Source organism: Streptomyces paludis (assembly GCF_003344965.1).
In the GTDB taxonomy this organism is placed as follows: domain Bacteria; phylum Actinomycetota; class Actinomycetes; order Streptomycetales; family Streptomycetaceae; genus Streptomyces; species Streptomyces paludis.
Map to the genome: position 1 here is coordinate 5,504,345 of NZ_CP031194.1, position 20,026 is coordinate 5,524,370.

At 72.3% G+C, this 20,026-nt stretch carries 16 protein-coding genes; 13 read left to right on the forward strand and 3 right to left on the reverse strand.

Annotation, left to right across the window (positions count from 1 at the left end):
* Window positions 1–78: 78 nt before the first annotated feature.
* On the forward strand, window positions 79–1,332 hold the full coding sequence (locus DVK44_RS24360; protein WP_114665409.1) for an MFS transporter: 1,254 nt from the start codon (window positions 79–81) through the stop codon (window positions 1,330–1,332).
* 1,358 nt (window positions 1,333–2,690) lie between these two features.
* Here the strand turns inward: DVK44_RS24360 and DVK44_RS24365 are convergent.
* A complete protein-coding gene (locus DVK44_RS24365) occupies window positions 2,691–3,908 on the reverse strand; it encodes an MFS transporter (protein ID WP_114661775.1) in 1,218 nt (405 codons plus the stop codon).
* 129 nt (window positions 3,909–4,037) lie between these two features.
* Here DVK44_RS24365 and DVK44_RS24370 point away from each other — a divergent pair, with 129 nt between their 5' ends.
* Window positions 4,038–4,442 (forward strand): MerR family transcriptional regulator, encoded by a 405-nt coding sequence (locus DVK44_RS24370; protein WP_114661777.1) that lies wholly within the window; start codon window positions 4,038–4,040, stop codon window positions 4,440–4,442.
* 24 nt (window positions 4,443–4,466) lie between these two features.
* Here the strand turns inward: DVK44_RS24370 and DVK44_RS24375 are convergent, their stop codons facing one another.
* Window positions 4,467–5,111, reverse strand: coding sequence for a TetR/AcrR family transcriptional regulator (locus DVK44_RS24375; protein WP_114661787.1), 645 nt, complete (start codon window positions 5,109–5,111; stop codon window positions 4,467–4,469).
* A 64-nt stretch (window positions 5,112–5,175) separates the two neighbouring features.
* Between DVK44_RS24375 and DVK44_RS24380 the strand changes: the two genes are divergently transcribed.
* Window positions 5,176–6,678 (forward strand): MFS transporter, encoded by a 1,503-nt coding sequence (locus DVK44_RS24380; protein WP_114661789.1) that lies wholly within the window; start codon window positions 5,176–5,178, stop codon window positions 6,676–6,678.
* Here DVK44_RS24380 and DVK44_RS24385 read toward each other — a convergent pair.
* The gene (locus DVK44_RS24385) at window positions 6,614–7,000 is read right to left on the reverse strand and encodes a hypothetical protein (protein WP_114661791.1); all 387 of its coding nucleotides are present in this window, start codon (window positions 6,998–7,000) and stop codon (window positions 6,614–6,616) included. The two genes, DVK44_RS24380 and DVK44_RS24385, sit on opposite strands and share 65 nt — an antisense overlap.
* 63 nt (window positions 7,001–7,063) lie before the next feature.
* Between DVK44_RS24385 and DVK44_RS24390 the strand changes: the two genes are divergently transcribed.
* The 10 genes from DVK44_RS24390 (at window position 7,064) to prfA (ending at window position 19,994) form a co-directional block, all read left to right on the forward strand.
* Window positions 7,064–7,564: a response regulator gene (locus tag DVK44_RS24390; protein WP_114661793.1), complete on the forward strand. Its 501-nt coding sequence runs from the start codon at window positions 7,064–7,066 to the stop codon at window positions 7,562–7,564.
* 739 nt (window positions 7,565–8,303) lie between these two features.
* The gene (gene nrtL, locus DVK44_RS24400; protein WP_114661795.1) at window positions 8,304–9,353 is read left to right on the forward strand and encodes an ArgS-related anticodon-binding protein NrtL; all 1,050 of its coding nucleotides are present in this window, start codon (window positions 8,304–8,306) and stop codon (window positions 9,351–9,353) included.
* A 69-nt stretch (window positions 9,354–9,422) separates the two neighbouring features.
* Window positions 9,423–10,817, forward strand: coding sequence for a diaminopimelate decarboxylase (lysA, locus tag DVK44_RS24405; RefSeq protein ID WP_114661797.1), 1,395 nt, complete (start codon window positions 9,423–9,425; stop codon window positions 10,815–10,817).
* 130 nt (window positions 10,818–10,947) lie between these two features.
* Window positions 10,948–12,249, forward strand: coding sequence for a homoserine dehydrogenase (locus DVK44_RS24410; protein ID WP_114661799.1), 1,302 nt, complete (start codon window positions 10,948–10,950; stop codon window positions 12,247–12,249).
* Between the two features lie 7 nt (window positions 12,250–12,256).
* Complete coding sequence (thrC, locus tag DVK44_RS24415; protein ID WP_114661801.1) at window positions 12,257–13,342, forward strand: threonine synthase; 1,086 nt, start codon at window positions 12,257–12,259, stop codon at window positions 13,340–13,342.
* 270 nt (window positions 13,343–13,612) lie between these two features.
* Window positions 13,613–14,530: a homoserine kinase gene (gene thrB / locus DVK44_RS24420; RefSeq protein ID WP_114661803.1), complete on the forward strand. Its 918-nt coding sequence runs from the start codon at window positions 13,613–13,615 to the stop codon at window positions 14,528–14,530.
* A 404-nt stretch (window positions 14,531–14,934) separates the two neighbouring features.
* On the forward strand, window positions 14,935–17,028 hold the full coding sequence (gene rho, locus DVK44_RS24425) for a transcription termination factor Rho (RefSeq protein WP_114661805.1): 2,094 nt from the start codon (window positions 14,935–14,937) through the stop codon (window positions 17,026–17,028).
* Window positions 17,029–17,276: 248 nt separating this feature from the next.
* Window positions 17,277–18,380, forward strand: a complete 1,104-nt coding sequence (locus tag DVK44_RS24430; protein WP_114661807.1) for an LCP family protein — start codon at window positions 17,277–17,279, stop codon at window positions 18,378–18,380.
* A gap of 183 nt (window positions 18,381–18,563) precedes the next feature.
* Entirely contained in the window at window positions 18,564–18,788 is a 225-nt protein-coding gene (gene rpmE, locus DVK44_RS24435; protein ID WP_114661809.1) for a 50S ribosomal protein L31, read from the forward strand.
* 126 nt (window positions 18,789–18,914) lie between these two features.
* A complete protein-coding gene (gene prfA / locus DVK44_RS24440) occupies window positions 18,915–19,994 on the forward strand; it encodes a peptide chain release factor 1 (protein ID WP_114661811.1) in 1,080 nt (359 codons plus the stop codon).
* Window positions 19,995–20,026: the final 32 nt, after the last annotated feature.

Sequence of the window (20,026 nt, forward strand, 5' to 3'; positions counted from 1 at the left end):
GAGTCGGCAGCGGCGACGGCGGGGGAGGCTGAGCCGCCGCGCAGATCCGGGGCGCGGCGCTTCGCCGTATGGCGGGATCTGTCACCGTTGCTGCGGCTGCTGATCCTGACGCAACTCGCCTTCAACGTCGGCTTCTTCGCCGTGCTGCCGTTTCTCTCCGAGCACCTGGGCGCGGCGCTCGGCATGGCGGGCTGGCTGGTCGGGCTGGTGCTCGGGCTGCGGACGTTCAGCCAGCAGGGCATGTTCGTGGTGGGCGGCGCGCTGACCGACCGTTACGGCGTCCGGCCCGTGGTGCTGGCGGGCTGCGCGCTGCGGATCGGCGGGTTCGCCTGGCTCGGGTACGCGGACGGCACGGCGTCGGTCATCGGCGCCGTCCTGCTGACCGGCTTCGCGGCGGCGCTGTTCTCACCTGCGGTGGAGTCGGAGGTGGCCCGGCAGGCGGTGGCCCGCGAGAAGGCGGGCGACGGGCCGCGCACGGATGTGCTGGCGCTCTTCACCGTGGCCGGACAGGCGGGCGCGTTCGTCGGCCCGCTGCTGGGGGCGCTGCTGCTGGCGGTGGACTTCCGTACGGTCTGCCTGGCCGGGGCCGGGATCTTCGTCCTGGTTTTGGCGGGACACGCGTGGCTGCTGCCGGGGCGCGTTTCGGGTCGCGCGGGGACGGATGGCGGCGGACCCGTCGCCGACTCCAACTCCGGCTCCGGCCCCGGCCCCGAGGGCCGGGGCGCGGTGCGGGCGCTGCTGGGCAACCGGCCGTTCCTCGCGCTGTGCGCGGCGTACGGGACGTATCTGCTGGCCTACAACCAGCTCTACCTCGCGCTCCCGGCGGAGGTGGAGCGCGCGGCGGGCTCCCAGGCGCCGCTGGCCTGGCTGTTCGCGCTCTCGTCGCTGCTGGTGGTGACGGCCCAACTGCCGGTCACCCGCTGGGCGGCGGCCCGTCTCGACCTGCGCCGCTCGATGGCCGCCGGGCTGCTGATCCTGTCGGCGGGCTTCGCCCTGGTGGCCGCCGCACTGCCGGCCGGGAGCACGGGCACGGTCGGCCTCCTCCCGGCGGCCGGCTTCGTGGCACTGCTCACCCTCGGCCAGATGCTCATAGCCCCAGCCACCCGAGCCTGGCTCCCAGACCTGGCCACCCCCGGCCGCCTGGGCCTCTACACGGGCGCACTGTCCTCCGTATCCGGCTTGATAGTCCTGGCAGGCAGCGCGGCAACAGGCTCCCTACTGGACGCGGGCCTGCCCCCAGCAGCGGTCTGGCTGATCCTGGCGACACTGCCGGCAGCGGCGATAGGCGTACTACCGGCCCGGGGGAGGGGGCCTGGGGGGCCGCTCTCCTGACGGTCGGTTCAGGGGCTGGCCGGCGGGTGGGCCCTGCGGGGCTGCGCGGCAGTGGGAGGGGCTGCCGGGCTGGTCTCGGCGGCTGACGGCCGTCTGTTGGTTGAGGCTCATGCGCCGGTGGGCGCTGTGGGTTGTCGGGTGCGGGTCAGAGCGACGCTGAGTGGGGTGTGCCGGTGGCGGGGGTTGTTGGGTGTGGGGCCGCCCCTCCAGTCTTTGAGTGTCGCGTCTCCGGGGGAGGTGTAAAGGGCGCTCCTAAAGTCGCGTCGCTGCGCGATGGGCTGCGCCCACCCTTGACACCTCCCCCGGAGTCGCAAGTGCAGGTGCGGGAGGGGCGGCCGGGGGGAAGGGGGGCCCAGGGGGTGGTGCCGTGCTGCCGGTCGGTTCAGGGGCTGGCGGGCCGGTGGGCCCTGCGGGGCGGCGCGGCAGAGGAATGGGGCGGTCCGACACCGGCTCGGCGGCTGACGGTCCGCTGTTTGCTGAGACTCAAGCCCCGCTGGTCACCGTAGCGTTGTGGTGCCCGGAAGGCGGGTGGGTTCTGCTGTCCGGCCGGGTCTGCGGGCCGGACGCCTCCAGCAATCTGCCCCATATGGGGTGTTTTGGTGGGCGGTTGGGGGGCTCTTCGGGCGGCACATGTGTCCTCAGGTGCATTAGCGGCTCTCCGGGGCACATGGGCGGCCCCCAGGGGTCCACTTGATGCCACACGCGTCCCGGCAGGCGCCTTTCCGGGCTGCTGGGCGGGGCCCGCCGCCCGGTCGCCCCCCGGGCCGGACACCCCCACCCGCATGTCTCTTATAGGGTGGTTTGGTGGCCGGTTCGGGGTGTCTCGGGCGGTACATGTGTCCTCAGGTGCGTTAGCGGCACTCCGGGACGCATGGACGGCCTTCAGGGGCCCACTCGGTGCCGCACACGTCCCAGTAATCCCACCGCCCACACTCGGTGACCAGCGGGGCTTGAGTCTCAACCAACCGGCGGCCGTCAGCCGCCGAGACCAGCCCGGCAGCCCCAATCCTCTGCCGCGCGCCCCGCAGGGCCCACCCGCCCGCCGGACCCTGAGCCGAGTGGCAGAACGGCGCCACCTCCTGGGCCCCCCTTCCCCCCGGCCGCCCCTCCCGAAAGCCGCACTTGCGCCGGAAGGGGAGGTGTCAAGGGTGGAGCGCAGCGTAATCGGCGCAGCCGACGCGACGAAGGAGCGCCCTTTACTCCTCCCCTGGAGGCGCGACACTCAAAGGCTGGAGGGGCGGCCCCACGCCCGACAACCTCCGCCACCGGCACACCCCCGACAGAGCTCCGCTCTGACCCGCACCCGACAACCCCACGGTGACCACCGGGGCATGGGGCCGCCGGCCGAAGTTGTCCACTCAGTGCGCGGGGTACGCATGGCGGCGGGATGCCCAGGCCACCGTCAGGGCCGCCGCTATCAGGGGTAGTGCCGTCCAGGGGAGTGCCCCCGGGCCGGTGCTTTCCAGGACTACGCCGCCTGTCAGGGAGCCCGCCGCGATGCCCGCGTTGTAGACCGTCGTCTGCATCGCCGTCGCCACGTCCGCGCGGGACGGGCCCGAGATGCGGACCAGTGCCGTTTGGATCAGGGTCGGCGCGCCGCCGAAGGCCGCGCCCCAGGCGGCGACGGCGGGCAGCAGGACCGCTGGGTGGGTGCCGAAGAGGGCCAGCGCCAGATGCGCCGTCGCGATGACGGCCAGCGCGCCCAGCAGCGTGGCGCGCGGGTGGCGGTCGATGAGGGCGCCGGTGAGCCAGATGCCGGCGACCGTGGCCGCGCCGAAGACCAGCAGCACCACTCCCGTACGGCCGAAGCCCGCGTGCTCGGAGAACGGCGCCAGGTACGTGTACATCGTCTGGTGGCCCAGGAGCAGCAGCAGCGTCGTCGACAGCACCGCGAGGATCCCTGGTACGGCGGCGATCCGCCGCAACGGCGCCCGGTCGGCGGCCGGTTCGCCCGGGAAGTCCGGCACGCGCAGCCGTACCCACCCCACCAGCAGCCCCGCCAGCACCGCCACCGTCCCGAACGCCGCCCGCCAGCCGAACAGCGACGCCAGCGCCGTGCCCGCCGGGATGCCCAGGGAGAGCGCCACGGTGATCCCGGCCAGCACGATCGCGATGGCCCGCCCCCGCCGCTCCGCCGGGACCATCCGCGCCGCGTACCCCGCGAGCATCGCCCACATCGTGCCGCCCATCACACCGGCCAGCAGCCGCGCCCCGAACGTCAGCCAGTACTCGGACGAGACGGCGGTCACGGCGTTGCACACCGCGAAACCGGCCAGCGCACCGATCAGCACCGGTCGCCGCCGCAGCCCGCGCAGCGCCGCCGTCAGCGGGATCGCCGCCACGAAGGACGCGGCGGCATAACCGGTCACCAGGAACCCCACCCGCCCCTCGGACACCCCCAGGCTCTGGCTCATCCCGGGCAGCAGCCCGGCGGGCAGCAGTTCGGTCATGACGGCGGTGAAGGCCGCCGTGAAGAGGGCCAGCAGCCCCCACAGGGGCAGGCCGGAGGTCCCGGTGGCGGGCGACGGTCCGGCTGCGGGCATGGAGGTGCCATTGCCGGTCGATACGGTGGGCATGCGACCATCGTGAGACCTTCACATCAGTGTGAAGGCAAGCCCGGCCGAAGGCCCGAAGGCCCGAAGGCCCGAAGGCCCGAGGGTCCGAAGGCGAAGCCGTAAACGTCGCCCCCCTACGAGCGGAGTGCTATGCGCATCGGTGAACTCTCCCGGCGCACCGGCGTCCCCACCCGCATGCTGCGCTACTACGAGGAGCAGGATCTCCTCCACCCCGAACGCGCCGAGAACGGCTACCGCGTCTACGACGAGACCGCCGTATCCCGCGTCCAGCAGCTCCGTGGGCTGCTCGACTCCGGGCTCACCACCGAGATCATCCGCCGGATCCTCCCCTTCCTGAACCGGCCGGACCAGATCCATCTCCATCCGGAGTGCCTGACCCCGGAGACCGCCGCGCTGCTGCGCGAGGAGGCGGAACGGATTCACCAGCGCGTCGAATGCCTCGCCCGCAACCGGGACGCCATCTACGCCTACCTCGACGCCGTACAGCCGAAGGACGCAGAGGTAGACGCGGCCGTGGACGCGGCGCGGACGTAGGCATGGGCGCGTAGGCGTATCCCTCTACGCGTGCCCCAGCGCGTCCCGCGTCGCCCACCGCGCCCGCCACTGCTCGGTGCCCACCCCGGACAGCACCACCCGCACCACGTCCTCGGCCAGCCCCTCCGTCACCGGCAGATGCCCGAACAGCGCCCGGTAGTACGTCGTCGAGGCCAGCATGTCGAGCAGCAGGTCGATATCCGCGTCCGGCTCGATGTCGCCCCGAGCGATCCCGCGCCGCAGCGCCTCGGCCGTCGAGGCCCGCCGGGGGTGGAAGAACGTGTCCAGGAACGTGGCCGCCAGCTCGGGATCGTCCGCCAGATCGGCGACGAGCCCGGACAGGGTGTGCCGGAGGGAGGGCGCGGCGAACGCCTGACCCAGGGTGGTGATCCCGGCGATCAGATCGCAGTGCGTACAGCCGGTGTCGGGGGTCGGGGAGGTGCCGATCGTGGTCGCCAGCGCCTCGACGACCAGGTGCTGCCGGGAGCGCCACCGCCGGCGCAGCGCCGGCTTGCTCGTACCGGCGCGTGCGGCCACCGCCTCCAGGGTGAGCCGCGCGTAGCCCGACTCTTCGAGGATCTCCAGCACGGCTACGGGTACGGAGGCGTCGATACGCCCGTCCCGGGGCCGGCCCGTGCGTGCCGTGGCGGAGTCCCGTGTGTTGACCATGCCCGAAGTATAGGTATTCTCGAATCGTTCCATGCCGTAACGGAACGTAATTCGAGGAGCCGCCATGCCCGCGCAAACAGATCCGCCCGCCGATCCACCCGCCCCCGCCGGGAGCGTCTTCGCGCCGCCCCACCGGGCCCTCACCCTCGGGGTGATCCTCTCCGTCGGCATGGTCGCCTTCGAGTCGCTCGGGGTGGCCACCGTCCTGCCCGGTATCGCCCGGAGCCTCGACGGCCTGGGCGCGTACGGCTGGGGGCTGTCCGCGCTGATGCTCGCCAACATCGTCGCCACCGTGCTCGCGGGCCGCGCCGCCGACCGCTTGGGGCCCGCCCGGCCGCTCGCGCTGGGCATGCTGCTCTTCGCGGCGGGCTGCGCGCTGGCCGGGACCGCCGGCTCGTGGCCGCTGTTCCTCCTCGGCCGGGTCGGGCAGGGGCTGGGCGTCGGCGTCATCATGGCCATGGCGTACACGGTGGTCGGCCTCGCCTACCCGGAGCGGCTGCGCGCGCGGATGTTCGCGCTGCTCTCCTCCGCGTGGACGATTCCGTCCCTGGTCGGCCCGGTCGTCGCGGGTTCCCTCGCCGACCGGGTGGGCTGGCGCGCGGTGTTCCTGCTGATGCTGCCGCTGGTGGCCGTCGCCGCCGCGCTGACCCTCTCGGCGGTACGGCGCGTACGGGCGGCAGAGGCAGAAGCAGGAGAGGCGGCGGGAACCGACCGGACCACCCCGGCCCGTACCGTCGAAATCCCTTGGTGGAAGGGGCTGTTGGCCAGTTCCATCCTGCTCACGGCCGGTACGGGACTGCTCCTCCAGGCGCTGCTGCTGCGCGACCTCGTACTCCTCGCCGTGCTCTCCGTGGCCGGGATCGCCCTCGCCGTGCCCGCCCTGCGCCGCGTCACCCCCGGCGGCACCCTCACCGCCCGGCCGGGGCTCGGCGCGGGTGTCGCGCTGCGCGGGCTGCTGTGCGGGGTCTACTTCGGGAGCGAGGCGTTCCTGCCGCTGGGCCTCCAGGAGCTGCGCGGGCTGAGCCCCACGGCCGCCGGGCTCGGCCTCTCGGCGGGCGCGATCACCTGGGTGCTCGGCTCGCTGTTCCAGGCGCGCCGCGATGCCGGGCCCCTCGCGCGCCCCGGGAGCCGTACCGCCGGGGTGACGCTCGGCTTCGCGCTGCTGCTCGGCGGGGTGGCCGTGACGGCGACGGCGGTGCTGGCCGACTCCGTACCCGCCTGGATCGCCGTACTCGGCTGGGCGATCGGCGGCGCCGGCATGGGGGTCGCGTTCAACGCGTCCACCACGGAGACGATGGAGCAGACGCCGCCCGGCCGGCAGGGCGAGATCAGCGGCGCCCTTCAGCTCGCCCAGACGCTCGCCACCGCGCTTGTCGCGGGCCTCGGCGGCGCCGCGCTCGCCCTCGCCGGCCACCACGGCGCCACCACCCGGGCCGCCCTGCTGTGGACCTTCGCGTTCACCGCGGCCCTCGCGGTGGCGGGCCTGCTTCTCGCGCGCCGGCTCACGCCCCGTCGGCCGGACGCTGCATCCGCAGCGCCAGCTCCCGCAGCAGCTCCTCCGAGGTGATGTCCGTACGGCCGCTGTCGTGCACCCGGGCCAGCTCGGCGTACACGTACGAGAACGCGCCGATCAGCCGCATGACGGCGGGCAGCGCCGCCTCCGTCACCGCGTGGGCCGCCTCCAGCGGGGTGGCCTCGGGGGAGACCGTGAACGACGGGAAGACCTCCGCGAGCAGCGAGCCGATCTGACCCGCCCCCGGTACGGCGGGCCGCTCCCCGGCGGCGCGGTCTCCGGTGCCGGGCTCCGCCTCCGGGCCGGTGCTCCTGACCCACTCGGCGGACTGGGTGAGGATTCCGATGGCCCTGAGGACGACTTCGTTCTGCTCCATGCCCGAGAGAGTATCCAGGCAGGTACGGGGGCGGGAGGGGCGCGTGTCCGCGGTCCGCGCCGGGTGGAAGTGGGCAAAACCCGGACGCGGCGGTGGGATCGGACCTACTCTCAAGTGGTGTCCGGGGCGTCCGGCCGAGTGCTCGTTGTCGATGACAACCGAGTCATCCGGCAACTGATCAGGGTCAACCTTGAGCTTGAGGGGTTCGAGGTCGTGACCGCGGCCGATGGTGCCGAATGCCTGGAGGTCGTGCACGACGTGCAGCCCGATGTCATCACCCTCGACGTGGTGATGCCCCGGCTCGACGGGATGCGCACCGCCGCGCGGCTGCGCGCCGATCCGCGCACCCGTCCGCTGCCGATCGCGATCATCAGCGCCTGTACGCAGCACGAGGTGGAAGCCGGTCTGACGGCCGGGGTCGACGCCTTCCTGGCGAAGCCGTTCGAACCGGCGGAGCTGGTCCGACTCGTCGACCGTCTCTCCCGCCGGGAGACCCCGCAGGGGTCGTCGTCCTGGGACGGCAGATACGGCGCGGGCCGAGGAGCGGGCTCCACCCACGCGTGACCGCCTCCCGGCGGTGCGCCTCCCGGCGAGGGGCCGTCGTCCGTCTTGGGCTAAGCCCGGTGCACACGTGCGGGTTGTCGCCGGGTGCCCCTCCGGTGGCGCATGCCCGGACTGCACGGGGCCGTCTCCCGGCGAGGGGCCGTCGTCCGTCTTGGGCTAAGCCCGGTGGGTACGTGCGGGTTGTTGCCGGGGTCCCCTCCGGTGGCACGCGCCCGGACTGCACGATTTACGCCGCGTGCGGGCCGGACCGTACCCGCGGGTCTCGCTCAGCGGCACAAATCGCGCTTTACGTCCGGACACGCACCCCCTGCGGTGCCCCCTTCCCCGCCCGCACAGACCCACCGGGCCGAGCCCGGGACGTCTGGGCGCGGGCCGTCCACCGGGCGGAGGGGGCCGGGGTCGCAGGAGGTGACGTCCCCGGATGTAGAGCGTGATTTGTGCCGCTGAACGCGCATGCAGTCGGCCGATATGCCGCACGCGGCGTTCGGGGGTCCGGGGGTGTCCCCCGGGAAAGCACAGCATGCATCCGGGGATGCGCCTCCGGAGTGCCCCGGCCCCCGGCACCGGACGTGCCCCGGCCCCTGGCACCCCTGGCACCCCCGGCACCCCCGGCACCCCCGGCACCGAACGTGCCGGCCGCCACCCTCACCGCCAAAGACCACGGCCCCCCGCCGGGAGGCGTGACCGCATCGCGGAACCGGCTGGCGGAGCGACCCCCCTCCGCCCGTACGCTGGTCCTGTGACCCCCGCAGAGCTGTCCCGAACCGTGCGGCACGCCGTGTGCCGTGCGGTCGCGGACGATGCCCTGCCCGGGCCCGTGCCCGAGCGGGTCGTCGTCGAGCGGTCGCGGCCCGGCGGCAGCGGGGACTACGCCACCGGCGTCGCCCTGCGGCTCGCGCGCCCGGCCGGGCGGTCGCCGCGCGACGTCGCCGGGATGCTGCGCGAGCGGCTCGTGGCCGATCCCGGGGTCGGGCGGGCCGTCGAGCGGATCGAGATCACCGGGCCCGGGTTCCTCAACTTCACCCTCGCCCGCTCCACCGCCCGCGACACCGCCGCCGACCTCGTCCGCACCGTCCTGCGGGAGGGGCCGCGGTACGGACACGGCACCGCCCTCGCCGGTACGGCCGTGGCCCTCGCGCCCGCCGACGAGCTGCGGGCCGGCGTCTGGATCCGTACCGTCGCCGACCTGCTCCGTACCCAGGGCGCCACCGTCACCGTCACCACGGAGACCGTCCCGGGCGCCGAGACCCTCCGGCCCGTCCCCGCGCCCCGCGGCAGCGACCACCTCGACCACCTCGACCACCTCGCCCGGCTCGGGCCCGACGCCCTGCGCTGGGCGCTCCTGCGGCCCGCCGCCCATGACCGGCCGCCGCTCGGGCCGGCCGAGGCGCCCGCGCTGCTCGTGCAGCGCGACGCCAACCCCCTCTTCCGTACGCGCTACGCGCACGCCCGCGCACGCGCCCTCGCGCGGAACGCCGCGCACCTCGGCATCACCCCCGGCTACGAGGAGCGCGAGGACGCCCACAGCGCCCTGCTCACCGCCCTCGGCGACCATCCAGCCACCCTGGAGGCCGCCGCCCGGCTCCGCGCGCCCGACCGGCTCGCCCGCCATCTCGAACACACCGCGGAGGCGTTTCTGCGCTGCCAGGAGACGCTTCCCCCGCTGCCGTTCGGCGACGAGAAACCCTCGGCCGCCCACCGCTCCCGGCTGGCGCTCGCCGCCGCCGCCGGGGCCGTGCTGGCCGGCGGCCTGTCCCTGCTCGGCATCGACGCACCCGAACACCTCTGAGCGGGCCACGTGAACCATGCGAACCACGTGTAAACCGCGCGAACCACGAGAGCCAAGAGAGCCACGAACATGAGCCGTTCCGCACACCCCGCAGGTCCCCGCCACGGCGACGTACTCCCCGAGGGCCACTACACGGCGCCCGCCGCCGACCTCAACGTCCTGGACCCGAAGGTCTGGGCGCGTACGGTCGCCCGCGACGACGACGGGGTGGCCACCGTCGGCGGCATCCAAGTGACCCGGCTGGCCGAGGAGTTCGGCACCCCGGCGTACTTCCTCGACGAGGCCGACTTCCGCGCCCGCTGCCGCGCCTGGGCGGACGCCTTCGGCGCCGACGCCGATGTGTACTACGCGGGCAAGGCGTTCCTCTCCCGCGCCGTGGTGCGCTGGCTGCACGAGGAGGGGCTCAACCTCGACGTGTGCTCCGGGGGCGAGCTGGCGACCGCGCTGGCCGCCGGGATGCCCGCCGAGCGCATCGCCTTCCACGGCAACAACAAGTCCGACGAGGAGATCGAGCGCGCCGTCTCCGCCGGGGTCGGCCGGATCGTCCTCGACTCCTTCCAGGAGATCGTCCGGGTCGCGCACACCGCGCGCCGTCTCGGCCGCCGCCAGCCCGTGCAGATCCGGGTCACCGTCGGTGTCGAGGCGCACACGCACGAGTTCATCGCGACCGCGCACGAGGACCAGAAGTTCGGTATCGCGCTGGCCGGCGGGCAGGCCGCCGAGGCGGTCCGCCGGACGCTCGCCCTCGACGACCTCGAACTGACCGGAATCCACTCGCACATCGGCTCGCAGATCTTCGACATGGCGGGCTTCGAGGTCTCCGCCCGCCGCGTCGTCCAGCTGCTCGCCGAGGTCCGCGACGAGCACGGCGTCGAGCTGCCCGAGATCGACCTCGGCGGCGGCCTCGGCATCGCGTACACCTCGGAGGACGACCCGCGCGAGCCGTACGACATCGCCAAGGCGCTCAGCGACATCGTCACCCGTGAGTGCGAGTCCGCCGGGCTCGCCACCCCCCGGATCTCCGTCGAGCCGGGCCGCGCCATCGTCGGCCCCACGGCCTTCACGCTGTACGAGGTCGGCACGATCAAGCCGCTCGAAGGGCTCCGCACGTATGTCAGTGTGGACGGTGGCATGTCCGACAACATCCGTACGGCGCTGTATGACGCCGAGTACAGCGTGGCGCTCGTCTCCCGCCGCTCCGACGCCGAGCCGATGCTGGCCCGGGTCGTCGGCAAGCACTGCGAGAGCGGTGACATCGTCGTACGGGACGCGTTCCTGCCCGCCGACCTGGCGCCCGGTGACCTGGTCGCCGTGCCCGCCACCGGCGCGTACTGCCGCTCGATGGCGAGCAACTACAACCACGCGCTCCGGCCGCCGGTCGTGGCTGTCAAGGACGGCGGGGCGCGGGTGATCGTCCGGCGTGAGACGGAGGAAGATCTGCTGCGGCTCGACGTCGGAGAATGAAATACATGTCTCGTAATCTGGACGAATGGCAGAAAGTCCCGTCCGGTGAGTGAGACTGGTTCGCACTGCTTCATGCGCGACATGCTCGAAATGCTCGAAACGGCTGTGTTGGATGAAAGGCGTAGGTCGGATGATGCGTACGCGTCCGTTGAAGGTGGCGCTGCTGGGCTGTGGTGTGGTCGGCTCAGAGGTGGCGCGCATCATGACGACGCACGCCGACGACCTCACGGCGAGGATCGGCGCCCCGGTCGAGCTGGCCGGGGTCGCCGTCCGCCGGCCCGCCAAGGTGCGCGCGGGGATCGACCCGGCGCTGATCACCACCGACGCCACCGCGCTGGTCAAGCGCGGTGACATCGATGTGGTCATCGAGGTCATCGGCGGCATCGAGCCCGCCCGCGCGCTGATCACCACCGCGTTCGAGCACGGCGCGTCGGTCGTCTCCGCCAACAAGGCGCTGCTCGCCGAGGACGGCACGACGCTGTACGAGGCCGCCGAGCGGCACGGCCGGGACCTGTACTTCGAGGCGGCCGTCGCGGGCGCGATCCCGCTGATCAGGCCGCTGCGCGAGTCCCTCGCCGGGGACACCGTCAACCGGGTCCTCGGCATCGTCAACGGCACGACGAACTTCATCCTCGACCGGATGGACACCGCGGGCGCCGGCTACTCCGAGGCGCTCGACGAGGCCACCGCCCTCGGTTACGCGGAGGCCGACCCGACCGCCGACGTGGAGGGCTTCGACGCCGCCGCCAAGGCCGCCATCCTCGCCGGGATCGCCTTCCACACCCGGGTCCGGCTCGACGACGTCCACCGCGAGGGCATCACGGAGGTCACCTCCGCCGATCTCGCCTCCGCCAAGCAGATGGGCTGCACGGTCAAGCTGCTCGCCATCTGCGAGCGCGCCGCCGACGGCAGGTCCGTCACCGCCCGCGTCCACCCGGCGATGATCCCGCTCAGCCACCCGCTGGCCTCGGTGCGCGAGGCGTACAACGCGGTCTTCGTCGAGGCGGCGGCGGCCGGCCAGCTGATGTTCTACGGGCCCGGCGCCGGCGGTTCCCCGACGGCCTCCGCGGTCCTCGGCGACCTCGTCGCGGTCTGCCGCAACAAGCTGGCCGGGGCGACGGGCCCCGGCGAGTCCGCGTACACCCGGCTGCCGGTGAGCCCCATGGGCGACGTGGTGACGCGGTACCACATCAGCCTCGACGTGGCCGACAAGCCGGGCGTGCTCGCCCAGGTCGCGACGGTCTTCGCCGAGCACGGCGTATCGATCGACACCGTCCGGCAGAAAGGCCGGGCGGACGGAGGCGGCGAGGCATCCCTCGTCGTCGTCACCCACCGCGCGCCGGACGCGGCCCTCTCGGGGACCGTCGAAGCGCTGCGCAAGCTCGACACCGTACGCGGTGTCGCCAGCATCATGCGTGTTGAAGGGGAGTAAGGGACCCATGACCAGCAATGGCACCCGTGAGGGCACCCACCAGTGGCGCGGCATCATCGAGGAGTACCGGCACCGCCTGCCGGTCACGGACACGACGCCCGTGGTCACGCTCCGCGAGGGCGGTACGCCGCTCGTGCCCGCGCAGGTGCTCTCCGAGCGGACCGGCTGTGAGGTGCATCTCAAGGTCGAGGGCGCCAACCCGACCGGCTCCTTCAAGGACCGTGGCATGACCATGGCCATCACCCGGGCCAAGGAGGAGGGCGCCAAGGCGGTCATCTGCGCCTCCACCGGCAACACCTCCGCCTCGGCCGCCGCCTATGCCGTACGGGCCGGAATGGTCTGCGCCGTCCTCGTACCGCAGGGCAAGATCGCGCTCGGCAAGATGGGCCAGGCGCTCGTGCACGGGGCGAAGATCCTCCAGGTCGAGGGGAACTTCGACGACTGCCTGACGCTGGCCCGCTCACTTTCGGACAACTTCCCGGTAGCGCTGGTCAATTCGGTCAACCCGGTACGGATCGAGGGCCAGAAGACGGCCGCCTTCGAGATCGTGGACGCCCTCGGCGACGCCCCCGACATCCATGTCCTGCCCGTCGGGAACGCCGGCAACATCACGGCCTACTGGAAGGGTTACACCGAGTACGCCGCTGGTGGGCCCGCGTCGCGCACCCCGCGCATGTGGGGCTTCCAGGCGTCCGGTTCCGCGCCCATCGTGCGCGGCGAGGTCGTCAAGGACCCGCACACCGTCGCCACCGCGATCCGTATCGGCAACCCGGCGTCCTGGCAGTACGCGCTGACGGCCCGCGACGAGTCGGGCGGTCTCATCGACGAGGTGACGGACCGCCAGATCCTGTCCGCCTACCGGCTGTTGGCCGCGCAGGAGGGCGTCTTCGTGGAGCCCGCCTCGGCCGCCTCGGTGGCCGGTCTGCTCAAGGCCGCCGACGCGGGCCTGGTCGACCCCGGCCAGCGCATCGTCTGCACCGTCACCGGAAACGGCCTCAAGGACCCCGACTGGGCGGTCGCCGGCGCCCCGCAGCCCGTCACGGTCCCGATCGACGCGGCCGTCGCGGCGGAGCGCCTCGGGCTCACGTCCTGATCCCGACGGCGTACGGCGGCACCGGCTGACATACGGCGCCGCCCGAAGTACGGCAAGACCCGACAAAGGCGCACAGGAGCCCCGCGACACGCATCGTGCGCCTCCTGTGCGCCCTATGTCGCGGCGGAACGAACCTTGGATAGGCTGTACTCAATCCCGCCCGCCGCATATGCCGCGTGGTGTTGATGCCGCTGTTCGCCCTCGGGCGTTTCTATGTCCCGCACCTCGCGCGGGAATCCCATCCGCAGCACAAGGAGAGTCGTCGAAGCGATGGCCGGTCCCGCGTTCCGCGCCGCCGCCGTACGGGTGCGCACCCCCGCCACCAGCGCCAATCTCGGCCCGGGCTTCGACGCCCTGGGCCTGTCGCTGGGGCTCTACGACGATGTGGTCGTCCGCGTCGCCGATTCCGGACTGCACGTCGACATCGCGGGTGAGGGCGCCGAGACGCTTCCCCGTGACGAGGACCATCTGCTCGTACGCTCCCTGCGCACCGCCTTCGACCTGCTCGGCGGACAGCCGCGCGGCCTGGAGGTCGTCTGCGCGAACCGCATTCCGCACGGCCGCGGACTCGGCTCCTCCTCCGCGGCGATCTGCGCCGGCATCGTCGCCGCGCGGGCCGTCACGATAGGCGGGGACGCCCGGCTCGACGACGCGGCGCTGCTGGAGCTGGCGACCGAGATCGAGGGCCACCCCGACAATGTCGCCGCCTGTCTGCTCGGCGGCTTCACGCTGGCCTGGATGGACGGCGGCGCGGCCCGCGCCATCAGGATGGATCCCGTCGATTCCATCGTTCCGGTGGTTTTCGTGCCCGGCAAGGCCGTACTGACCGAGACCGCCCGCGGACTGCTGCCGCGCACCGTCCCCCATGTGGACGCCGCCGCCAACGCCGGCCGCGCGGCGCTGCTCGTCGAGGCCATGACCAGACGCCCCGAACTGCTGCTGCCCGCCACCGAGGACCGGCTGCACCAGGACTACCGGACGCCGGCCATGCCGCGGAGCCTGGCGCTGGTCAACCGGCTGCGCGCGGACGGTGTCCCGGCCGTGGTCTCCGGCGCGGGCCCCACGGTCCTCGCGCTGGTCGAGGACGGCGCGGCCGACAAGGTCGTACGGCTGGCGGGGGAGGGATGGGCCGCCCACCGGCTCTCCCTCGATGCCGCGGGAGCGAGTGTTCTGCCGCTCGGCTCGTAGAGCCGAGTGATTGCCGGTGAGTGAGAGGGGGAATGTTTGTTGGAGCCGGTAGTGTTAACCTCAAGTCTGCAACCGACGTCTTTCAGGCGCGGTGCTTCGTGTCCCGATTCGGGACCACCCTTCTTCCGGGAGCCTCCCCAACTGCCTGAGCAGCCTGCCTGAGCAGTTTTGAGCACGCACCGGAACCGGCGCGACACCCTTCGTTCTCCCTATGGATGGGCCGGAGCAGGGGATCTAGGGCCGGACCCATGGCACGTACGCACGTTTTGCACGTTCGCAGGATTTCTCCGCCGTACCCGGCGGGACCACCGCCCCGGCCCGGTCCACAAGATGGGACCGCAGCCGGACAGCACAACCGGTCGCCGAGCCAGAAGGCCGACGTCCGCTCCAGGGAAGGACCCTTCGTGAGCGACACCACCGATCTGATGGGCGTGACTGCCGACAGCAGTGTCGACACCACCGCGCCCGCCGAAGGTGCTGCCACTGGCACCACCGCACGGCGCCGCCGCTCCGGCACCGGCCTCGACGGCATGGTTCTGGCCGAGTTGCAGCAGGTCGCGTCGGGCCTCGGCATCAGGGGCACCGCGCGGATGCGCAAGAGCCAGCTGATCGAGGTCATCAAGGAAGCGCAGGCCGGCTCGCCGTCCGCCGCCCGGGCCGCCGACAGCAATGGCGCCGACGCCGAGACCAAGCCGAAGCGCCGCGCCACCTCCAAGGCCCGTACGGGCGACGCCGCTGCCGCCACCGAGCCGAAGGCCGACCAGGCCGAGCAGGCCACGGCGCAGCAGCAGATCGACATCCCGGGCCAGCCCGCCAGCGACGACCAGCCCGCGGGCGAGCGCCGTCGCCGCCGGGCCACCGCGCAGGCCGGCAGCCCCGAGACCAAGGCGGAGGCCAAGACCGAGGCGCCCGCCGAGGTCAGGACCGACGCGGGGCCCGACGCCAAGGCCGAGGCCGCCGTCTCCGTCTCCGGCGGCGCCGCAGCCCAGGGCGAGGCCGACGGCCGCCGCGGCGACCGCCAGGACCGCGCTCAGCGCGGCGAGCGCGGTGACCGCGAGCGCGGCGACCGCAGGGACCGCCAGCGCGACCGCCGCGGCAAGGGCGACGACCAGCAGGGCGGCCAGCAGCAGGGCTCCGCCGGCCGTCAGCAGCGCGACAACCGTGAGGGCCGGGGCGAGGGCCGCGGCGACAACCGCGGTGGCCAGAACGTCGGCCAGAGCGCCCCGAACAACGGCCCGCAGGACGACTTCGACGACGAGGCGGGCGGCCGGCGCGGCCGGCGCGGGCGCTACCGCGACCGCCGCGGCCGTCGTGGGCGCGACGAGTTCGGCCCCGGCGAGCCGCAGGTCGCGGACGACGATGTGCTGATCCCCGTCGCGGGCATCCTCGACATCCTCGACAACTACGCGTTCATCCGGACCTCCGGCTACCTGCCGGGCCCGAACGACGTGTACGTGTCGCTCGCCCAGGTCCGTAAGAACGGCCTGCGCAAGGGTGACCACGTCACCGGCGCCGTGCGCCAGCCCAAGGACGGCGAGCGCCGCGAGAAGTTCAACGCGCTGGTCCGGCTCGACTCCGCCAACGGCATGGCCGCCGACTCCGGCCGGGGCCGTCCCGAGTTCCAGAAGCTGACGCCGCTCTACCCGCAGGACAGGCTCCGCCTGGAGACCGACCCGGGCGTCACGACGACGCGCATCATCGACCTGGTCGCCCCCATCGGCAAGGGCCAGCGCGGTCTGATCGTGGCCCCGCCGAAGACCGGCAAGACCATGATCCTCCAGGCCATCGCCAACGCGATCACGGTCAACAGCCCCGAGTGCCATCTGATGGTCGTCCTCGTCGACGAGCGCCCGGAAGAAGTCACCGACATGCAGCGGTCGGTCAAGGGCGAGGTCATCTCCTCGACCTTCGACCGGCCCGCCGAGGACCACACCACCGTCGCCGAGCTGGCCATCGAGCGCGCCAAGCGCCTTGTGGAGCTGGGTCACGACGTGGTCGTCCTGCTGGACTCGATCACCCGTCTGGGCCGCGCGTACAACCTCGCGGCGCCCGCCTCGGGCCGCATCCTCTCCGGTGGTGTCGACTCGACCGCGCTCTACCCGCCGAAGCGCTTCTTCGGTGCCGCGCGCAACATCGAGGACGGCGGCTCGCTGACCATCCTGGCGACCGCGCTGGTCGAGACCGGATCCCGTATGGACGAGGTCATCTTCGAGGAGTTCAAGGGCACCGGCAACATGGAGCTGCGGCTCGACCGGAAGCTCTCGGACAAGCGCATCTTCCCGGCGGTGGACGTGGACGCGTCCAGCACCCGCAAGGAAGAGATCCTCCTCGGCAGCGACGAGCTGGCCGTGGTCTGGAAGCTGCGCCGGGTGCTGCACGCGCTCGACCAGCAGCAGGCGATCGAGCTGCTCGTCGACAAGATGAAGAAGACGAAGTCGAACGCCGAGTTCCTGCTCCAGATCCAGAAGACGACCCCTGGTGGCAACGGAAACGACTGACCGCGGCCTCAGCAGCCGTACCGTACGGAAAATCCGTCCCGCCGCTCCGGCGCGGGGCGGATTTTCCGCGTCCGGGGGCCGGCGCCGGGCCGGAGACCTTTCCCACATCCGGTGTCCTCCTGCGCGTGCTGGGGAACCCTTCCGGATGCTTCACTGTCTGTACAAGTGGCGACATAGTGCGCCTCGTCACCACCACGGCAGGAGGCAGCCGGGGACGCAGGACGACAACAGACACAGAGGGACGGCTCATGAGCGACCGCAACAGCGGCCGAATACGCGGCGGCGGCCACCGCCGCGAACAGACGTCCACGCGGCGCCGCGCGGCGACCGCGGTGGCCTGGTCGGCCGCCGCACTGGTGCTCGTCGGCGGGTCCGGACTCGGATACGTCTATTTCAAGCTCGACGGCAACATCAAGGGCGTCGACATCAACGCCATGCTCGGCCGCGACCGCCCCGCCAACGTCGACAACGGCTCGGAGGACATCCTCGTCCTCGGCTCGGACTCCCGGGCCGGCGCGAACGCCTCGTACGGCAGGAGCGACGGCGGCAACGGACGCTCGGACACGGCGATGGTCGTCCACGTCTACAAGGGCCACAAGACCGCCAGCATCGTCTCCATACCGCGCGACACCCTGGTCGACCGCCCCGACTGCACCGACAGCAAGGGCAACACGATCCCCGGGCAGCAGCTGTCGATGTTCAACGCGGCGTACGAGGTCGGCGGCCCCGCCTGCGCGGTCAAGACCGTCGAGCAGATGTCCGGCATCCGCATGGACCACTACATCGAGGTCGATTTCACCGGCTTCAAGAAGCTCATCGACGAGCTGGGCGGCGTGAAGATCACCACCGCCCAGTCGATCGACGACCCCAAGAGCCATCTCAAGCTCGCCGCCGGCACCCACACCCTCAACGGTGAGCAGTCCCTCGCGCTGGTACGGACCCGGCACGGCGTCGGGGACGGCAGCGACCTCGGCCGTATCCAGCTCCAGCAGGCGTTCGTCAAGGCGCTCATCGAGCAGGTCAAGAGCATCGGCGTCTTGAGCAGCCCCAAAAAGCTGTACGACCTCGCCGACACCGCCACCAAGGCCATCACCCCGGACTCCCAGCTCGCCTCGGTGAACGCGCTGATCGGCTTCGCCGACGGCCTCCAGCACCTCGGCGCCAAGGACGTCCACATGATCACCCTGCCGGTACGGTACGACCCCGCCGACCCGAACCGCGTCCTCGCCCTCCCGGCCGCCTCCCAGCAGGTCTGGACGGCCCTCAAGCAGGACAAACCGATCCCCGCCTCCGTGACCAGGGACTCCGCCGGGGACAAGGGGCCGGCGCACGGCGTGGTCACCGGCGGCTGAGCGGGCCGCTCAGCCGCCGGGCCGGCCCACCCGGCCGCCGGACCGGCCCGCGGGAATACTTTCCGCCGCACCCCGGTTTGGGCAGATGCGGCCGGTCCTGGCAGACTGGTACGTCGGCCCCGGTTCACGTACGAGCAACTCCGCGCGTGCGACCCGGCGCCCTCCCGAAACTAGGAGAACCCCTTGAAGCGCGACATCCACCCCACGTACGTCGAGACCCAGGTCAGCTGCACCTGTGGCGCGTCGTTCGTCACCCGCAGCACCATCGAGAGCGGCTCCATCCGCGCCGACCTGTGCTCCGAGTGCCACCCGTTCTACACGGGCAAGCAGAAGATCCTCGACACCGGTGGCCGCGTGGCCCGCTTCGAGGCCCGCTTCGGCAAGGCCGCTGCCGCCGCCAAGAAGTAGCGAGCCTTCCGCGCCGGTTCCCGGCGCCCCGATCGACCGGGGCGTCGGGACCGGCGCTTTGGCGTCCCGAAGCACCTTCGCAGCACTCTCGCAGCACTTCTTACGTACGAAACCAGGAGCCCCCGAATGTTCGAGGCGGTCGAGGAACTGATCGGCGAGCACGCCGATCTGGAGAAGAAGCTCGCCGACCCGTCGGTCCACGCGGACCAGGGCAACGCGCGCAAGCTCAACAAGCGTTACGCCGAGCTGACCCCGATCGTCGCCACGTACCGCTCCTGGAAGCAGCTGGGCGAGGACATCGCCACCGCCCGCGAGTTCGCCGCCGACGACCCGGACTTCCTCGCCGAGGCCAAGGAGCTGGAGAAGCGGCGCGAAGAGGTCACCGAGAAGCTGCGCCTGCTGCTCGTCCCGCGCGACCCCAGCGACGACAAGGACGTGATCCTTGAGGTCAAGGCGGGCGCGGGCGGCGACGAGTCGGCGCTCTTCGCCGGCGACCTGCTGCGGATGTATCTGCGGTACGCCGAGCGCGTCGGCTGGAAGACTGAGATCATCGACGCCACCGAGTCCGAGCTGGGCGGCTACAAGGACGTCCAGGTCGCCGTGAAGACCAAGGGCGGCAACGGCGCCACCGAGCCCGGCCAGGGCGTCTGGGCGCGGCTGAAGTACGAGGGCGGCGTGCACCGCGTACAGCGCGTGCCCTCCACCGAGTCCCAGGGCCGGATCCACACCTCCGCCGCCGGTGTGCTCGTCACGCCCGAGGCCGAGGAGGTCGACGTCGAGATCCACGCCAACGATCTCCGTATCGACGTCTACCGCTCCTCGGGACCTGGCGGCCAGTCCGTCAACACCACCGACTCCGCCGTCCGCATCACCCATCTGCCGACCGGTGTCGTCGCCTCCTGCCAGAACGAGAAGAGCCAGCTCCAGAACAAGGAGCAGGCCATGCGTATCCTGCGTTCGCGGCTGCTCGCCGCCGCGCAGGAGGAGGCGGAGAAGAACGCGGCGGACGCCCGGCGCAGCCAGGTCCGTACCGTCGACCGGTCCGAGAAGATCCGTACGTACAACTTCCCGGAAAACCGGATCTCCGACCACCGCGTCGGCTTCAAGGCGTACAACTTGGACCAGGTGCTCGACGGAGAGCTGGACGCCGTCATCCAGGCATGTGTGGACGCCGACTCGGCGGCGAAGCTCGCCGCCGCCCAGTAACCACCACCGGCAACCGACTCCCGGCAACCGAC

Bases quoted from the DNA above. Each gene is read 5' to 3' on its own strand.
- DVK44_RS24410 (WP_114661799.1), top strand. From the start codon at position 10,948: ATGATGCGTACGCGTCCGTTGAAGGTGGCGCTGCTGGGCTGTGGTGTG.
- thrC (WP_114661801.1), top strand. From the start codon at position 12,257: ATGACCAGCAATGGCACCCGTGAGGGCACCCACCAGTGGCGCGGCATC.
- prfA (WP_114661811.1), top strand. From the start codon at position 18,915: ATGTTCGAGGCGGTCGAGGAACTGATCGGCGAGCACGCCGATCTGGAG.
- DVK44_RS24370 (WP_114661777.1), top strand. From the start codon at position 4,038: ATGCGCATCGGTGAACTCTCCCGGCGCACCGGCGTCCCCACCCGCATG.
- DVK44_RS24375 (WP_114661787.1), bottom strand. From the start codon at position 5,111: ATGGTCAACACACGGGACTCCGCCACGGCACGCACGGGCCGGCCCCGG.
- DVK44_RS24385 (WP_114661791.1), bottom strand. From the start codon at position 7,000: ATGGAGCAGAACGAAGTCGTCCTCAGGGCCATCGGAATCCTCACCCAG.
- thrB (WP_114661803.1), top strand. From the start codon at position 13,613: ATGGCCGGTCCCGCGTTCCGCGCCGCCGCCGTACGGGTGCGCACCCCC.
- DVK44_RS24365 (WP_114661775.1), bottom strand. From the start codon at position 3,908: ATGCCCACCGTATCGACCGGCAATGGCACCTCCATGCCCGCAGCCGGA.
- DVK44_RS24430 (WP_114661807.1), top strand. From the start codon at position 17,277: ATGAGCGACCGCAACAGCGGCCGAATACGCGGCGGCGGCCACCGCCGC.
- DVK44_RS24380 (WP_114661789.1), top strand. From the start codon at position 5,176: ATGCCCGCGCAAACAGATCCGCCCGCCGATCCACCCGCCCCCGCCGGG.
- lysA (WP_114661797.1), top strand. From the start codon at position 9,423: ATGAGCCGTTCCGCACACCCCGCAGGTCCCCGCCACGGCGACGTACTC.